General features: G+C 75.3%; 11 protein-coding genes and 1 tRNA gene. 10 read left to right on the forward strand and 2 right to left on the reverse strand.

Annotation, left to right across the window (positions count from 1 at the left end; genetic code table 11):
• The first annotated feature begins 15 nt into the window (after positions 1-15).
• From rseP to WMF33_RS43640, 8 genes are all read left to right on the forward strand, one after another.
• Positions 16-1,686, forward strand: a complete 1,671-nt coding sequence (gene rseP, locus WMF33_RS43605; RefSeq protein ID WP_437334126.1) for an RIP metalloprotease RseP — start codon at positions 16-18, stop codon at positions 1,684-1,686.
• Positions 1,679-3,208, forward strand: a complete 1,530-nt coding sequence (locus tag WMF33_RS43610; protein ID WP_437334127.1) for an RsmB/NOP family class I SAM-dependent RNA methyltransferase — start codon at positions 1,679-1,681, stop codon at positions 3,206-3,208. Before rseP ends, WMF33_RS43610 begins: the two co-directional genes overlap by 8 nt.
• Positions 3,209-4,299: 1,091 nt before the next feature.
• Positions 4,300-4,605 (forward strand): hypothetical protein, encoded by a 306-nt coding sequence (locus WMF33_RS43615; protein ID WP_061629550.1) that lies wholly within the window; start codon positions 4,300-4,302, stop codon positions 4,603-4,605.
• Complete coding sequence (locus tag WMF33_RS43620; protein WP_437334128.1) at positions 4,602-5,891, forward strand: hypothetical protein; 1,290 nt, start codon at positions 4,602-4,604, stop codon at positions 5,889-5,891. The genes WMF33_RS43615 and WMF33_RS43620 overlap by 4 nt, the downstream gene beginning before the upstream one ends.
• A gap of 263 nt (positions 5,892-6,154) precedes the next feature.
• The gene (locus WMF33_RS43625) at positions 6,155-7,471 is read left to right on the forward strand and encodes a hypothetical protein (protein ID WP_437334129.1); all 1,317 of its coding nucleotides are present in this window, start codon (positions 6,155-6,157) and stop codon (positions 7,469-7,471) included.
• Between the two features lie 40 nt (positions 7,472-7,511).
• Positions 7,512-7,585: transfer RNA gene (locus WMF33_RS43630), tRNA-Gln, on the forward strand.
• A gap of 226 nt (positions 7,586-7,811) precedes the next feature.
• The gene (locus tag WMF33_RS43635; protein WP_437334130.1) at positions 7,812-8,630 is read left to right on the forward strand and encodes a sigma-70 family RNA polymerase sigma factor; all 819 of its coding nucleotides are present in this window, start codon (positions 7,812-7,814) and stop codon (positions 8,628-8,630) included.
• Positions 8,627-9,091, forward strand: a complete 465-nt coding sequence (locus WMF33_RS43640) for a hypothetical protein (RefSeq protein ID WP_437334131.1) — start codon at positions 8,627-8,629, stop codon at positions 9,089-9,091. The genes WMF33_RS43635 and WMF33_RS43640 overlap by 4 nt, the downstream gene beginning before the upstream one ends.
• Before the next feature lie 151 nt (positions 9,092-9,242).
• Here the strand turns inward: WMF33_RS43640 and WMF33_RS43645 are convergent, their stop codons facing one another.
• Both WMF33_RS43645 and WMF33_RS43650 read right to left on the reverse strand, forming a co-directional pair.
• Positions 9,243-10,016 (reverse strand): Stp1/IreP family PP2C-type Ser/Thr phosphatase, encoded by a 774-nt coding sequence (locus WMF33_RS43645; RefSeq protein ID WP_061626148.1) that lies wholly within the window; start codon positions 10,014-10,016, stop codon positions 9,243-9,245.
• 172 nt (positions 10,017-10,188) lie between these two features.
• On the reverse strand, positions 10,189-11,418 hold the full coding sequence (locus tag WMF33_RS43650) for a S1C family serine protease (RefSeq protein WP_437334132.1): 1,230 nt from the start codon (positions 11,416-11,418) through the stop codon (positions 10,189-10,191).
• 262 nt (positions 11,419-11,680) lie between these two features.
• On the opposite strand from WMF33_RS43650, the gene WMF33_RS43655 reads away from it, so the two are divergent.
• Positions 11,681-12,259, forward strand: coding sequence for an RNA polymerase sigma factor (locus WMF33_RS43655; protein ID WP_437334133.1), 579 nt, complete (start codon positions 11,681-11,683; stop codon positions 12,257-12,259).
• Between the two features lie 4 nt (positions 12,260-12,263).
• Positions 12,264-16,121, forward strand: a complete 3,858-nt coding sequence (locus WMF33_RS43660; RefSeq protein WP_437334134.1) for a VIT domain-containing protein — start codon at positions 12,264-12,266, stop codon at positions 16,119-16,121.
• Positions 16,122-16,169 lie beyond the last annotated feature (48 nt).

A 16,169-nucleotide genomic window follows, 5' to 3' on the forward strand; every position in this document is an offset into this window, starting at 1 on the left:
AAGAGAGCCGCCGCCGTGGACCTCCTGTATTTCGCGCTGCTCTGCTCCGTGCTCATCTTCGTGCACGAGCTCGGCCACTTCGTGTGCGCGAAGATCTTCGGCGTGAAGGTCCTCACCTTCTCGATCGGCTTCGGCCCCCGGGTGCTGCGCTTGCGGGGCCGGGAGACGGAGTACTGCATCGCGCTCCTGCCCCTCGGCGGCTTCGTGAAGATGCTCGAGGAGAACCGGCAGGAGGCGGTGCTCCCCGAGGATCGCAAGCGCACCTTCGAGTCCCAGGCGCTCTGGAAGCGCGTGATCATCGTCATGTCCGGCCCGGCGATGAACGTGCTCTTCCCGGTGCTCCTGTATTTCGCCGTCTTCATCGGGGAGAGCCGCTTCGTCCCGCCGACGGTCGGCGTGGTCCTGCCGGGGCACCCGGCCGAGGGCCGGCTGTTCCCCGGCGATCGGATCCTCGAGGTGGACGGCGAGCGCGTCAGCACCTTCGCCGAGCTCCACCGCATCGTCGCCAAGAGCCCGAACCAGGAGCTCCGGCTCAAGGTGTTCCGCAACAAGGATCACGTCGAGGTCACGGTCGTCCCGGAGGAGAAGGTCGTCCAGAAGCCGCTCGAGATCGTCGATCGGGTGGGCGAGATCGGCATCAAGCCGAGCCGCCCTGCCGCCGTGGTCGGCGTCTCGCGGCCCGACTCGCCGGCGTTCCGCGCCGGGCTCCGCACCTTCGACGTCGTGACCGAGGTGCGCGGCACGCCGGTGAAGACGTTCGCCGACCTGGAGCTCGCGCTCGAGGAGAGCCGCGGCGCCACGGTGCCGGTCACGTACCTGCGCCCGATGCCGGTGCCGCACGCGCTCGGCGGGCTGGCCGAGCTCGCCGTCTACGAGTCCGGCGTCGCCGCGCTGACCCCGGAGAGCGGCCACGGCGATCTGCTCGCGCGGACCGGCATCGAGCCGGCCGATCTCTACGTCGCCGAGGTGCCCGTGGGCTCGGCCGAGTGGGACGCCGAGCTCCGGCCGGGCGATCGCATCACCGAGGTCGACGGGGTCGAGGTCACCGCCTGGTCGACGTTCGTCGAGCGGCTGTTCGCGGCGCCCGACCGGCCGCACGTGATCACCTGGCAGCGCTCGGGCCAGCGCAAGAGCGGCACGATCGAGCTCCGGCGCGAGGACTGGGTCGACGAGTACGGCCAGCACCGCCCGCGCTTTTACCTGCGCGCGTCGAACTGGTCGCCGATGGTGGCCGAGCCCTACGTCGAGAGCCCGTCCGCGTTCCAGTTCGCCCTGGAGAGCGCCATCGACGAGACGTACGACGTCATCCGGTTCATCGTGGTCGGGATCGTCCGCATCATGGAGGGCAAGGTCAGCATCTCCACGCTGGGCGGCCCCATCACGGTGTACGACGTGATCGGCGAGGAGGGCGCGAAGGGGGTCAGCTATTTCGTCTGGGCGATGGCGGTGATCTCGATCAACCTTGGGCTCATCAACCTCCTGCCCATCCCCGTGCTCGACGGCGGTCATCTCCTGTTCTTCACGTTCGAGGCCGTGCTGCGGCGCCCGCTGCCGCTGCGCGTCCGCGAGATCGCGAGCCTGGTCGGGCTCATGGTGCTCATCGGCCTGATGGGCATCGCGTTCAAGAACGACGTCGAGCGCCGCTGGGACGTGATCCAGGGGCAGTTCAAGGAGCTCGTTGGCTGACCGGGCGCAACGCGACGGGCGCGGCGGGCGCGACGGCGGCGGCGCCGCGGCGCGCTCCGGGGAGAGCGCCGCGCGCGCGGTGGCCGCGCGCGTGCTCGCGCGGGTGTGGGGCTCGGACGCGTTCGCGTCGGCGGCCCTCGACGGCGAGCTGCGCCGCGCCCCGGCGCTCGACCCGCGGGACGTGGGCCTCGCGACCGAGCTCGTCTACGGCGTCCTGCGCGCGCAGGCGGCGCTCGAGGCGCGGATCGCCGAGCTCGCCGCGAAGGGCCGCTGGACGGCGGACCCGCTGGTGCGCGCGCACGTGCTGATGGGCGCGTACTCGCTGTGCTTCCTCGATCGCGTCCCCTCGTTCGCGGCCGTCTCCGAGGCGGTGGACGGCGCCCAGGCGGCCGGCGGGCCGCGCGTGGGCGCGTTCGCGAACGCCGTGCTGCGCAAGGTCGCGGCGGCCGTGGAGGCCGGCGGTCGCCCGCCGCTCGCCGACGCGGTGGTCGCCTCGGCGCCGGGGTGGCTGCGGGGGGCGCTGCGCCGCTCGCTCGGCCGCGCCGCGGCCGAGGCGTTCCTGTCGGCCGGCCCGGTGCCGCCGCCGACCGGCCTTTGCCTTTCGCCCGGCGAGGACCGCGACGCGTGGCTCGCGGCGCTGCGGGGCGCCGCGCCCGCCGCGACGTTCGAGGCGGGGCGCGTCTCGCCGGCCGCGATCGTCGCGCGCGGGGCGGGCGATCTGCGGCGGCTCCCCGGCTTCGGCGCGGCGTGGATCGGCCAGGAGGAGGGGGCGCAGGCGCTCGCGTTCGCGCTCGGCGCGCGGCCTGGCGAGCGCGTGCTCGACGCGTGCGCCGGCCGGGGCAACAAGTCGTGGCTCCTGTCGCGCGCGGTGCTCCCGGGGGGCGCGGTGGACGCGGCGGACCTGTATCCCGCGAAGCTCTCGCAGCTGCGCGCGGCGCTGAGCGCGCCCCCGGCGAGCTCGGAGGGCGCAGGCGCCGAGGGCGGGGGCGGCGAGGCCGCAGGCGCGGAGGGCGGGGGCGCAGGCGCGGAGGGCGGGGGCGCAGGCGCGCGCGGCGGGCTGGAGCGGGCCGCGGCGTTCGTCCGCGAGACGTACGCCGTGGACTGGACGGTGGGCGCGGGCGACGTCCCCGAGGGCTACGACCGGGTGCTCGTGGACGCGCCCTGCTCCGGGGTGGGCACGCTGCGGCGGCGCCCGGAGATCGCGCTCCGGCGCGCGGCGGACGACCTCCCGCGCCTCGCCGATCTGCAGGTCGCGATCGCGCGCCGCGCGGCGACGCGCGCCCGCGACGGCGGGCGGCTCGTGTTCGCGGTGTGCAGCGTGCTGCGCGAGGAGTGCGAGGCCGTGGCGGCGCGGCTCGCGGGGCCGGCGGACGACGACCTCGGCGTCCGGCTCGAGCCGGCGCCGTTCGACGCGGAGCTCGCGCGGGAGCTCGCGGGGGGCGGGGACGCGTTCCGGCTCTTGCCGCACGTGCACGGCACGGACGGGTACTTCGCGGCGATGTTCGTCGTGCGGCGGCGGTGACGGCGCGCTCGCGCCCATCGCCCTCGTGACGGCGCGCTCGCGCCCATCGCCTTACGGCCCGTCGACGCGGCGGGGAGCGCCTTCGGTCGGGCCTTTCGATCAGGCGCGGAGGACCGTGACCCGGCGCCCCGACGGGGTGAGCGCCTCCTCGAAGCGGGTGCCCGACTCGGGGTCGGCCCCGGGCCGGCGGTGTTGGCGATCCGGAGCGGCCTGTCCGGCGCGACCAGGCCGAGAGCCGCAGGGACCATGTAGTGCAGGTCGGGTCGACAGGGACCGGCCGTATTGAAGCGGCGGCTCATGGGGCGAGCCTGGCGGCCGCCGGGCCGGGGGGTAAGAGGCTCGCCGGGAATTCGGGGGGCCGCTCGTGCGCGCGGCCAGCGGGCGAGACCGTCCCCGGCCCCCGGGGCGCGGGGTGGTGGATCAAGGTCCACCCAGATGAACCGATGAAGTACAGCGACCGAGAAAACCTCCTGAAAACGTATCCAGTCACCATGTAACCTATCGAAATAATTCTCCACTCACGCCGGCAACCGGCCCCGGCGGTGCCGTGGTCTGCCGCGCGCTCCTTGGCGAGGCAGGTTGGGGCGAGTGCAACGAACCCTGAATGCAAGGGTTCTGCAACGACACCTGCGGCCGCTGCTGATACCGCGTCGTCAAGACTCATCCCTGAATGATGAGATGGGGAACCACGGAGGCGCAGAGGGCACAGAGGAGAGAAGAAAAGAGAGAAGATTCATCTCTTCTCTCTCCCTCTGTGCCCTCTGCGCCTCTGTGGTTCAAATCTTTCCCATCACGGAACCAGCGACGATCTCGGAGCCAACGGCGCCAGCGACCAAGCCCGCCGGAAGCGCGGTCACGGACGGCCGGGCTGCCGAGCCGCCTCGCAGCCGATTCCGCTCGGCGGGGCCGGCCGGGCACGTGCCCGCCTCGGGAGACGCCGGCAGGATGACGTAGCTGGCGACGCCGCGCGACGGTGGCCAGACCGTCGGGCCCTCGCAGGAGCACCCCTCGATCCCGTGATCTTCGCGAGGTGTCGCGCGGCCGCCAGCCGCTGTACCGTGCCGCGCGCGTGTGAGAGGATCGCTCTCGCCATGAAGAGGATCAAGCTCAAGCTCCACAGCGACGAGTACCACCTCAGCGCCGTCGGCTACCTGTTCGAGGACCCCGCCCCAGCCGGGGATCCGGCCGGGGTGAGGCCATTCTCGATCCGCAACACGGTCTTCCCCGAGTTCGACCTGGAGCCCGGCAGCTACGTATTCCGCTTCAGGGTCCGGAACGGCAGCGGCAAGTTCCAGATCTTCGCCTTCGACCCCAAGACGAACCAGAGCACCCGCGCCGAGTACGACACCTCGAACGGCGCCGAGAACCTCACCTTCAAGTTCACGGTGGCGCCATGAGAACATCCCTGCTGCTCCTGCACACCGCTGCGCTGCTGTCGCTCTCGCTCTCGCTGGCGGCGCCCGCGCGCGCCCAGGGCGCGGCGCCGCCGTCGGAGCCCGCGCCGCCCGCCGCGCCCGCCCCCCCGGCGCCCGCCCCGCCCGCCGCCCCGAGCGCGCCTGCCGCACCGCCGCCGGACGCCGGCGCAGCCGCGGCGCCCGCGCTGCCGGGCGCCCCCATCGCGCCGGTCGCGCCCGCCTCGCCCGCCGCCGGCGCACCCATCGCGCCGATCGCGCCCGCCTCGCCCGCCGCCGGCGCACCCATCGCGCCGGCCGGCACGGGGCGCGAGCTCGTCTACCTCGTGCCGGCCGAGGTCACGGGCACCTCGGGGGGCGCGGCGCTCGCGCGCGTCGGCTTCGGGGTGCTGGCCGGCTTCGGCGAGGTGACCGATCCGACGGCGTGGGACGTGAGCACCGTGCTCGAGGCCGAGGTGGCGACCGCGAACGGCCTCGCCACGCTGATCGGCCTCTCGAGCGCCGACGAGACGGCCCAGGCGCCCATCGGGAGCCTGCGCCTGTCGGCCTCGTTCGCGCGCCTCGACTTCGAGGGCGAGGGCAGCTCGGCGTATCCGCCGCTGATCCTCTACGTCGGCGGCGCGGTCGGGCGCACCCGGTTCAACTATCTCGGCCCCGGCCCCGGGCGGCGCGACACGAGCCTGCCGCCGACCTACGCGCCGCGCGAGCTCATCGCCGTGCCCTGGAGCGCCGGCGCCGCGGCCGTCTATATCGGCCAAGGCGGCAAGAAGCTCGCGCCGACCATCGAGGGGCAGGTCGCGTTCGACTCGCGCTGGACGGCGTCGAGCGACACGATCGAGTGGTGCGAGCCCGCGGGCGACGTCGTCGCCGGCGTCGATCCGATCACCAAGTCGACCACCTTCGCCCCGGCCGCGCGCTGCAAGCGCGAGGTGCTCGGCGCGCCGAGGAAGAGCCAGGAGCTCACCCTCACGGCGCACGCCGGGATCGTCGACAAGGTCGCGAACGCCACGTTCCGCGCGGCGTTCGGCGCGCGCGTCGCGGTCGCGCTCAACGACGAGGCGCCGGACGACGTCCGCATCAGCCTGCGCGCTCCGGTCTACGTGACGCTGGCGCGCGCGCCGGAAGGGACGAAGTACCGCGGGCTCATCCGGCTGATGCCGGCGCTCAGCATCGACCGGCATTCGACCGGCGAGACGGACGTCGGCGGCATGCTCGAGATCAGCTTCCTCGGCCAGCGCGCGATGTTCTCCGACAACTACACGGATCTCTGACCGCAGCCGCCGGGCCGAGCAGCACGCGCGCCCTCACGCGCAGCGCGTGCCGCGCGCGCCCTCACGCGCAGCGCGTGCCGCGCGCGCCCTCACGCGCAGCGCGTGCCACGCGCGCTCCCGCACGGCGCGGCGGTCCCGGGGGCCCGGCCCGACCCGGCACTTTCTTGGCCCACCTCGCCAGCATCCGCTACCGACGCACGAGAGCAGCGGAGGTGGACCCGGAAGCATCGGGTGGATCGCCGCAGCTCGCTAGGGAGACAGCGATGGGCCCGAGCGCGGCGTACAAGGTGGAGGGGCTTTGCGACGGGGTGCCGGCGCCGAGCGGCGTGGAGGGGCGTAGGCAGGGGCATCTGAGCCTCTGCAGCGCCCCCACGATGCCGTTCAGCTCGCACGCGAGCAGCGCGGAGGAACGCGCGGACGAACCGGCGGAATCGAGGCCCTGGTGCGTCGACCACGGCGACTGGCTGGAGGCGATGAGCACGGTCGCGCTGTGGCGCGCGCTGGAGCTGGGGGAGCTTCCGCACAGCACGCGCGTGTGGCGCGAGGGCCTCGAGTGCTGGACGCCCGCCGGCGACGTGAAGGCGCTCGGCTGGACCGTCTCCCAGCCGCCCCCGCGCGACGAGGCGCCCGCCCTCTCCGCCGCGGGCGAGGGGCCCGAGTCCACCGGCCCGCTCAGCTTCGCGCTGACCCCCGACCACCTCCGGCCCGTCGCGCCGCGCCCGCACCGGGGCGGCCCCCGCGACGAGCGCGCGGACTCGTTCCTCCTCGCCCCGTTGCCGCCGGCCGAGGCGGCGGCGCGGCACGAGACGACCTCGCCGCCGATCTCCCTCGAGATCCCGTCGTGCTTCCCGGCGGTCCCGTCGTCGCCGCCCGACACGCTGCCGAGCGCCGGGACCGCGCGGGCCGGCGCCGCGAAGCCGGGACGCGGGCCGGCGCGCGGCGCGCGCGACGCGGACCAGGCGCCGCGCGGGCGCCCGTCGGGCACCTGGTCGCGGCTCGCGCGGCTCGCGCGGCGCGCCCGCGCCTCGCGCAGCGCGGTCTCGCTCGCGGCGGGCAGCGCGGCGATCGTGCTCGCGCTGGGCCTGTCGGTGCTGAGCGCGCTCGCCCCTGCGGCAGCGCCCTCGACGGCCGCGGCCGCCCCGGCGGCGCGCCTCGGGGTCGCCCATGGCGTCGCGGCGGCCGCCGCCCAGGTCGTCGCGCCCGCGCCGGCGCCCTTGGCGAGCGCCGGCGCCGCGGCCCTCCCCGCCGCGGCCCCCACGCCGGCCCCGGCGCTCGCGCCGGCCCCGGCGCTCGCCAAGGGCGCCGGCGCGGCTCCGGCCGAGGGCGCCGGCGCGGCTCCGGCCGAGGGCGCCGGCGCGGCTCCGGCCGAGGGCGCCGATGCGCCCGAGCTGCCGCCGCAGCGGGCGGGGAAGGCTCCGGCGGCGGGCGCGAAGCCGGCGCCCCTGGGTCGGCGTGAGCGCGGGCAGGTCCGCCTGCGGCGAGGTCGGTACGAGCCGGACGGCGCGCGCGGCATCGGCCATCCGGGCCGCGGAGCCGGCCCGTCGGTCGGGACGGGTGCCATCTTGCGCGACTCGCGCTAAGGTGCGCGCCGCGCGGCGGCCGGCACCGGTCCCGCGGCACTCCGGCGTCGTTCAAGGGCAGGACGGGGGACTTTGAATCCCCTAATCGTGGTTCGAATCCACGCGCCGGAACCAATCGAGCGCCCGCGCCCTCTGAGGGGGATCGTGGCGGGCGATCTCCATCGGGCTGACGGGAGCGCCTCGGGCGCGGCCGCACGGCGTCGCGGGCGCGTCCGGCGCCGCTGCCTGCTCGCTATTGTCTGGCGCGGTCGAGCCGGGGTTGTTTACCGTGGTCTCACCGAAGGCTCTGCGCCTGCCGCGGGGCGGGGGCGAGATCCTGGATCCTGGAGGACCGGACGGCGTGGCGAGCGATGAAGGGGACCGCGGACGCGGATCCCCGACCCATGCAGATGCGGACCGCGGGCGCGGCGCTGCGAGCCGCGCCGACGCCGATCGCGGGCGCGGTTCCCCGACCCATGCAGATGCGGATCGCATGCGCGGCGCCACGATCCGCGCCGACGCCGATCGCGCGCGCGGCGCCGCGATCCATGCGGGCGTGGAGCCCGCGGCGCAGATCGAGGTGAGCGAGGCCCAGTTCATCGCGCGGCTCGTCGCGCGCGACGAGAGCGCGTTCAACGAGCTCGTGATCATGTACGAGCGCCGCGTGTTCGCGCTGGTCTACCGGATGCTTGGCCGGCGCGACGAGGCCGAGGACCTGTCCCAGGAGGTCTTCGTGCAGGTCTTCAAGGCGATCGATCAGTTCCGCGGCGAATCGAAGCTCTCGACCTGGATTTACCGCATCGCGGTGAACCTCTGTAAGAACCGGACGAAGTACCTCTCGCGGCGGCACGCCGGCGCCCAGGACGACGTCGATGCCATGGTCGACCGGGTGCCGCTGTCCGCCGCCAAGGGCGTGAGCGTCGGCGACGTGAGCCGCCCCGACGAGCTCGTCGAGGGGATGCAGCTCGAGGCGGTCGTGAAGCACGCCATCGGCCAGCTCGATCCCGAGTTTCGGGAGGCGCTCATCCTTCGCGACGTCGAGGACATGTCCTACGAAGAGATCGCCTCGGTGACGGGTTTACCGGACGGGACCGTGAAGAGCCGGATCCATCGCGCGCGCGGGCAGCTCCGCGCGCTCGTCGAGAAGGTGATGGGCGAGAAGGTGAGAGGCGGGAAATGAGCGGAGCGGACGACCCCAGGGGCGCGGGGCAGGCCGAGGAGCCGGCCGCTCCGGGCGTGGAGAGCGGCAGCCGTCCCACGACGCCCCCCGCGGACCGGTCGCGCGGCGGCGCTGCACCGCCGCGCGACGCGGTCGCGTCGCCGCGCGACCTGCCCGACGACGGCGATCTGCCCGACGACGGCGATCTGCCCGACGACGGCGATCTGCCGCTCGTCGACGAGGTCGATCTGCGCGAGCTGGTCCGCGGCGCCATGCGCGCGCCCCCGGCGGCGCCGCCGAGCCTGCTCAGCGGTGTGCAGCGTCGGATCCGCGTGCGCTCCCGCGGCAAGTTCTACGGGGACGGCTGGAGCACCGCGCGCTCGCCGCGCTCGACCTACCTGATGACGAGCCTGTTCATGCTCGCCCTCATCGCCTTCGTGTTCCTGATCCTCGTCCCCTGGAGCGGCGGCGTCCTCCCCTGAGCCGCGCTCCCGCGGAGCGACGGTCGCCGAGCGGCGGTCACCCGCACAGGAGACGGGCCCAGATCGGCGTTTTCGGCGCGCAGGCGTGCTCCAGCACGCCGAGCACCGAAAACGTCGAGGTGGGCCCGTATCCGAAGCGGGTGACCGCCGCTCACTGGGTCCAGCGGACGAGGACGCACGTGACGTTGTCGGGGCCGCCGTTCTCGTTCGCGCGCTCGATCAGCTTCGAGGTCGCGACCTGGATGTCCTGGTGGTCCGACAGGATCTGCGCCATCTCGGAGTCGCTCACCGGGCCGGAGAGGCCGTCGGAGCAGAGGACGTAGAGGTCGTTCAGCTGCGGCACCTCGAACCGGGTGTCGACCTTGACCGTGTCCTTCATCCCGAGCGCGCGCACGATCACGTTCTTGTGCGGGAAGTTCGCGATCTCCTCCGGCGTGAGGCGCTTCATCTTGATGTAGTCGTTGAGGAGCGAGTGGTCCTCGGTGAGCATCTCGAGCCTGCCCTCGCGGAAGCGGTAGACCCGGCTGTCGCCGACGTGGGCGACGTAGACGCCGTCGTTCGCCGTGAAGATGCCGACGAACGTCGTCCCCATTCCCCGCTTCTTCGCCTCGCGCTGCGCCGTCTCGTAGATACGCAGGTTGGCAAGCTTGATGCCCGTGATCAGGCGGTTCTCTTCATACCCCTTGGACCGGTCCATCTTGTAGGGCCAGGTCCGCTCCGGGTCGTCCTGCGTCTGGGCGAAGAAGTCCTGCATCGCGTCGACAGCCATCTTCGACGCGACCTCGCCCGACGCATGCCCCCCCATCCCATCGGCGACCATGAAGAGGCCGTACTCCACCATGATGCCGAAGTTGTCCTCGTTGTGGTTGCGCTTGCGCCCGACGTTCGTCTCGCCGGCCACTTCGATTCGAAACGTTTGGGACACGGATCACCCGATCGAAGGCCCCGCGCGAGGCGCGGGGCCGAATGAGAACCGCGAGCGCCCCGATCGAGCCGCTCAGGCCCGATCCTGGAGGTTTGATTGACGCAGTGTCAACCGGATCGCGCCCGAGCGCCGAGCTTATAGAATCCCGGCGCGGACCCCCATCATTTTTCGCTTACTTGCGGTACTCTTCGGTGGCTTTGCCGCTCGAGCTCGGCGGCGGGAGCTCGGCCTCGGGCCGCTTCGCCGCGGCCGCCTTCGGATCCGGGGCGGCGCGGAGCACGACCGTGACCTGCCGGTACTTCCCGCCGCTCAGCAGGGTCAGGGGGACCTTCTCGCCCACCGCGTGCGTGCGGATCGCGTCGGCGAGCGCCTCGGGGCTCGTGACGGGCACGCCGTCGACGGCGAGGATCATGTCGCTCGCCGCGCGATCGCCGCCCTTCAGGCGGGCCTCGTCCGCGGGGCTCCCGGGGTGGACCTCCGTGACCCGGACCCCCTTGGCGACCGGCGCGGCCTCGCTGACGCCCTGGATCCCGAGCCACCCCGCGGGCTGCACCGCCGTCGGGGGCACGGCGCGGAGGAACCCGCGGATCGCGCTGATCGGCGCCCCGAACGCGACCGGCGTGCACGGCTTGCCCTCGTTCGGGGCGCAGCCGCGGCCGAGGATCGCGACGACGCGGCCGTCCTCGTCGATGAGGGGCGCGCCCAGGTCGAGCGGCGAGACGCGCGACCCGAGCTCGATCGCGTCGTCGAGCTGCCGGTCGTCGCCGCCGAGGAGCGTCCGGTGCGATCGCAGCACGATCGGGACGGCCGCGACCTTGCCGCGCGCCGCCGAGAACGCGCGGATCTGCGCGTCCTGCCGGACCGGATCGCGCGACGAGGCGGTGAGCCCCTCGGTCCACCTGCCGGTCTGCGGCACGAGCAGCGCGAGATCCCACACGCGGTCGTGGTGGCCGAGCTTCACCCGCACGGTGGTCCCGTCGGCGAGGCGCGCCGTGAGGTCGTTGCCCGCGCCGAGCGGCGAGAGCGCCGTCAGGATGCGCCCGTCGCCGGCGAGCACCGCGCCGAGGCCGAGGACCTGCCCGCCCCGCTCGACGATCGCCACGCCGCGCGCGGCGCGCTCCTCGACCGGGGGCTCCGCCTTGTCCCGGTCCTTGTCCTTCTCGGCCGGGCCCCGCTTCGGGTCGGCGGGGGCCGCCTTCCTCTCCTTCACGTCCACGTCGGCCCGGGCCGGGAGCACCCCCCGCTTGCGCGCCTTCTGGGCCGGCGGCGGGGCCTCTCCCTCGACGTCCCCCTGAGCTTGCTCCTCGTCCGGCGCGCCCTGCGCGAGCGCCGCGGGCGCGGCGAGGGCGCCGGCGAGCGACGCGGCGAGGGCGAGGGCCAGCGACCGTCGCCATCGCTTCACAGGCGAGGTGTCAACGGGAGCGCTCGGCCCGGCCCCCCCGGGCGACGTGGCCTTCGCGGAAACAGACGGGCGTGTCTCATTCATAAGCGCGGCTCCTGAGGCGACTGCCGATTCTGCTGCGGCTGGGATCGTATTGCAAAAGGCAAAGGCCGGACCGCCCTGTACGGTGGGATCGGGCACCGGAGCCCGCCGGGGCGGGGGGCGAAAAAAAACCGGTCACGAACGCGGGGGACGGGGGCACATGGCCGGCGATGAGGCAGCGATGGCAGCTGGGTTAGCGCTCGTGGGCTCGGAGGGCGACGCGCGGGCGGACGAAGCTCGCGCGATCGAGGGGCTGATCGGGGCAGGCGACTTCCGGGAAGCGCTGTCGCGGTGTGCGAGGGCCTACGCCATGCCGCTCGGGCGGCTGTGCATGGCGTTCACCGGATCGCAGGCCGAGAGCGAGGAGCTGGTGCAGGAGACGCTGCTCGCGGCGTTCGACGCGTTCCCGCAGTACCGCGCCGAGGGGAGCGTGCGGGCCTGGCTCTTCGGGATCGCGCGGCGCATCTGCGGGCGGCACACGGAGCTCCGGGCGCGGCGGGAGGCGCGGCTGCGGCTCGTGCACGACACCCGGCCGCGGCCGGACACGAGCGATCTCGCGCTGGAGCGCGAGCGGGCCGAGCGCGCCCGCGCCGCGCTCGCGCGGCTCAAGCCGAGCGAGCGCGAGGCGGTGGTGCTGCGCTTCGAGGCGGGGCTCTCCTTCAAGGAGGTGGCCATCGCGTGCGGGATCGACGAGGCGGCGGCGCGCAAGCGCGTCAGCCGCGCGCTGGCGCGGCTCAGGGCCGATCTGGGCGAGGAGTAGGGCGATGAGCGCGACGGAAACGGGTTCGGCGGGGCTGTGCGGCGAGGTCGAGGAGCAGCTCGCGGAGGTGCTCGACGGGACGGCGCGGCCGGCGCTGTACGAGCACATCGCCGGCTGCGACGCGTGCCGCGACCTCCGCCACGACGCGGCGCGGGCCGCGGAGGTCGCGGCGGCGGCGGGCGCGGACTTCCGGCCGGCGGGCGACTTCGCCGAGGCGCTGCTCCGGCGGCTCGAGGCGGCCCGCCCCTCGGAGGGCGCGACGAGCGGCGCGGTGCTCAAGGCGGTGCCCGAGGCGCGCACGAGCGAGGAGCGCGCGAGCGAGGAGCGCGCGAGCGAGGAGCGCGCGAGCGAGGAGCGCGCGAGCGAGGAGCGCGCGAGCGAGGAGCGCGCGAGCGAGGAGCGCGCGAGCGAGGAGCGCGCGGGCGAGGAGCTGGCAGGTGCGCGCACCGGCGACATGACCGACGCGCGCACCGGCGACACGACCGGCGCGCGCACCGGCGACATGGCCGGCGGCGCCGCGACCGACGCGCGCACCGGCAGCGCGGCCGCCGGCGCGCACGCCGGCGAGGCGCGCTCCTCCAGCCCGGAGCGGGCCGCGCCGGCGCCGCGCCTCGCGCGAGGCGCCGGCTTCGGGCGGCGCTCGGTGATGGCCGCCGCCGCCCTGGCCGCCGCGGCGGCGGTGACGGCCGGGATCGCCCTGCGGCGCGGCGATACGGTGCAGCCGGCCGCCTCCGTGACGGCCGGCGCGCCCTGGTCCGGCAAGGTCGCCTCGGTCTCGCGCGCGTCGGCCGACCGATCGGGGGGCCTCGAGGCGTGCGACGCCGCGGGCGCCTGCGCGCCGCTCGAAGCGGGCGCGGCGCTCCCCGAGGGCGCGACCCTGCGCACCGACACGCGGACGCGCGCCCACCTCGCGCTCGCGGACGGCTCCGCGCTCGCCATCGACCGCGGCTCTCGCGTGTGGATCGCCGGCGACGCCCGCGCGGCGCGCGTCGATGCGGGCGCCGTCGTCCTCGACGTCGCCCCGATCCCCGGCGCGCCGCCCGCGCGCATCAAGGTGCCGCACGGCGAGATCGAGGTGCTCGGCACGAAGCTCGCCGTCACCGCGAGCCCGGGGCGCGCCTCGGTCGAGGTCGCGCGCGGCGCCGTGCGCGTCACCGGCGAGCGGGGCGAGCCCGTCGAGGTGCGCGCCGGCGAGGAGGCGACGCTCGCGCAGGGCGCCGCGCCGGACGTCGCGAGCGCGACCTCGCTCGCCGACACGCTCGCGTGGAGCGACCGCTCCGCCGAGGAGGCCGACGCCCCGGCCCTCCGCGGCCTCGGCGAGCTCAGGGCGCGCAAGCCGGGCGCGACCCAGGAGAAAGAGCGGGCCGTGCGGCTCGCGAAGCACGCGGTCAAGGTGCGGATCGTCGACGTCGTCGCCCGGACGGAGATCGACGAAACCTTCGCCAACGACACCGACGAGGAGCTCGAGGGCATCTTCCGCTTCCCGCTCCCGCCGGGCGCCCAGATCGAGCGGCTCGCGCTCGAGGTGGACGGCAAGCTGATCGAGGGCGCGTTCGTCGACCGCGACCGCGGGGCCGCGATCTGGCGCGGCGTCCTCCAGAACGCCGCCCCCAAGGCGCCCAAGCCGCGCGAGGAGATCATCTGGGTCCCCGGCCCGTGGCGCGACCCCGCGCTGCTCGAGTGGCAGCGCGGCGGCCGGTTCGAGCTCCGCATCTTCCCCATCCCGAAGCGCGGCTCGCGCCGCGTCGTGCTCACCTACACGCAGCTCGTCGAGCAGTCGGGCGGCGTCCGCCGCTTCACCTACCCGCTCGCGCACGACCAGAGCGGCACGACGAGCATCGGCGACTTCTCGCTCGACCTCCAGGTGCTCGGCCACGACCGGGCGTTCGGCGTCGAGGCGCGCGGCTACGAGCTCGCCGCCGCGCCCGCGGAGGGCGCGGCCGATCGGCGCACGCTGCGCGCCCAGGGGTTCACGCCGGCCGGCGACCTCACGGTCGAGTACGCGCTCCCCGATCGCGATCGGCCGGTCACCGCGTGGGCCTACCGGACGCCCCCCGCCGCGTCCCCGCAGCCGCCCGCGGGGCCGGCCGTGCCCCGCGCCGCGAGCGCGCCGAGGAGCGGCGGCGCGGGCGCGGGCGCGTTGAAGCGCGACGGCGCCGAGCACGAGGCGTCGCTCGCCGCGGCGCGGGCCATCGCGAGCGACGCGTCGCCCTACGTCGCGATCGCGATAAGGCCCCGGCTCCCCCGCTGGGAGGAGTCGACCTCGCGGCGCCACGCGATCGTCGTCGACGCGAGCCGGTCCATGGTCGGCGAGCGCTTCGCCCGCGCGACGCGGCTCGCCTCGTCGATCGTCCGCGAGATGGACCGGCGCGACGAGGTCGTCGTGCTCGCGTGCGACACCCTCTGCCGCTCCCTCGGCGAGGGCGCCCAGGGCGGCGCCGCGCGGCCCATGGCGCCCGGCGCCGCGTCGGCCGGCGAGGTCGAGCGCTTCCTCGGCGGCATCGAGCCCGACGGCGGCAGCGACCTCGCCGCGGCGATGATCGCGGCGCGCGCCGCCGCCGGCCCGCTCGACGGCAAGGAGCTCCGGATCATCTACCTCGGCGACGGCACGCCCTCGGTCGGCCCGACCCGCCCCTCCCACATCGAGGCCGCGGTGCGCGGCGCCGTCCCCGCGGACGGCGCCTCCGTGATCGCGGTCGCGCTCGGGAGCGACGCGGACACGACGTCGCTCCGGGCGCTCGCGCGGGGCGGCGGCGGGGTGATGGTCCCCTACGTGCCCGGCCAGAAGGTCGCGAGCGCGGCGCAGTCGGTCCTCGGCGCGGCCTACGGCCTCGCGCTGCGCGATCCCGAGCTCGAGCTGCCGCCCGGCCTCACGCAGGTCACGCCGGCGCGGCTCGACCCGATCCGCGCCGGCGGCGAGGCGATCGTCGTGGCGCGGATGAGCTCCGGCGCCGACGTCACCGGCGCGATCCGCCTCCGGGGCCGCGTCTCGGGCGAGCGCTTCGAGCAGACCTACCCCGTGAGCATCGTCGCCGGCTCGGGCGCGGGCAACGCCTTCGTCCCGCGCCTCTACGCCGCGGCGAAGATCGCGGAGCTCGAGGAGACCGGCGGCGAGGCGCAGAAGCCCGCGATCATCGAGCTGTCGCGGCGCTTCTCCGTGGCGAGCCGGTTCACGTCGCTGCTCGTGCTGGAGAGCGAGGCGATGTTCAAGGCGTTCGGCCTGGAGCGGGACGGCATCGCCTCCGCCTTCACGGGCGAGGAGCAGGCCCAGGGCGTGACCGCGAGCGCCGAGGGGGAGCAGCCCGACGACGCGGCGGACGAGGGCGCCGCGAAGGAGGAAGCGAAGGGGATGGGGCCCGCGAACGGCCTCGGCGTGTCGGGCAGCGGCCTGGGCGGCGGCGGCCGCGGTTGGGCGGCCGCGGAGGCAGCGCCGCGCCGCAAATCGGCGTCGGCTCCCCTCCCCCCGCCGGCGCCGGCCGCCAGGCCCGCGCCCGAGATGCCCGCCGACTTGTTCGACCCCCCCTCGGCCCCGCGCGACGCCGATAGGCCGGCGCCGGCGCCGACGACCGCCGCGCCCGCGGCGCCGCGGCCGGAGCCCAAGAGCGACGACCGCGCCCAGAGGCGCTGGCCCGACGGCGCCGCCGACGAGCCGTGGCCCCGGCCGCGGCGGATGATCCCGATGCGCCGGGTGTTCGACCGCAAGGTGAGCTTCGACGCGACGAACACGCTCGCGCCCGAGAGCGCGGCGAGGACCGCGGAGGCCGAGGCGGCGCTCGCCGCGGCCCCGGACAGCCGCGACCGGACCGTGGGCCTCTACGCCCTCTACGCCACGACGGCCGCCTCGGCGAGGCCCAGGAGCTGACCGCGCGCTGGAGCGGCCGCGACGCGCTCGACCCCGACGCGCTCGTCG

It is taken from the genome of Sorangium sp. So ce394 (assembly GCF_051474665.1).
Lineage (GTDB): Bacteria > Myxococcota_A > Polyangia > Polyangiales > Polyangiaceae > Sorangium > Sorangium cellulosum_D.

Coding starts and splice junctions, on each gene's coding strand:
- WMF33_RS43615 (WP_061629550.1), top strand. CDS start 4,300: ATGAAGAGGATCAAGCTCAAGCTCCACAGCGACGAGTACCACCTCAGC.
- WMF33_RS43620 (WP_437334128.1), top strand. CDS start 4,602: ATGAGAACATCCCTGCTGCTCCTGCACACCGCTGCGCTGCTGTCGCTC.
- WMF33_RS43625 (WP_437334129.1), top strand. CDS start 6,155: ATGGGCCCGAGCGCGGCGTACAAGGTGGAGGGGCTTTGCGACGGGGTG.
- WMF33_RS43640 (WP_437334131.1), top strand. CDS start 8,627: ATGAGCGGAGCGGACGACCCCAGGGGCGCGGGGCAGGCCGAGGAGCCG.
- WMF33_RS43655 (WP_437334133.1), top strand. CDS start 11,681: ATGGCAGCTGGGTTAGCGCTCGTGGGCTCGGAGGGCGACGCGCGGGCG.
- WMF33_RS43660 (WP_437334134.1), top strand. CDS start 12,264: ATGAGCGCGACGGAAACGGGTTCGGCGGGGCTGTGCGGCGAGGTCGAG.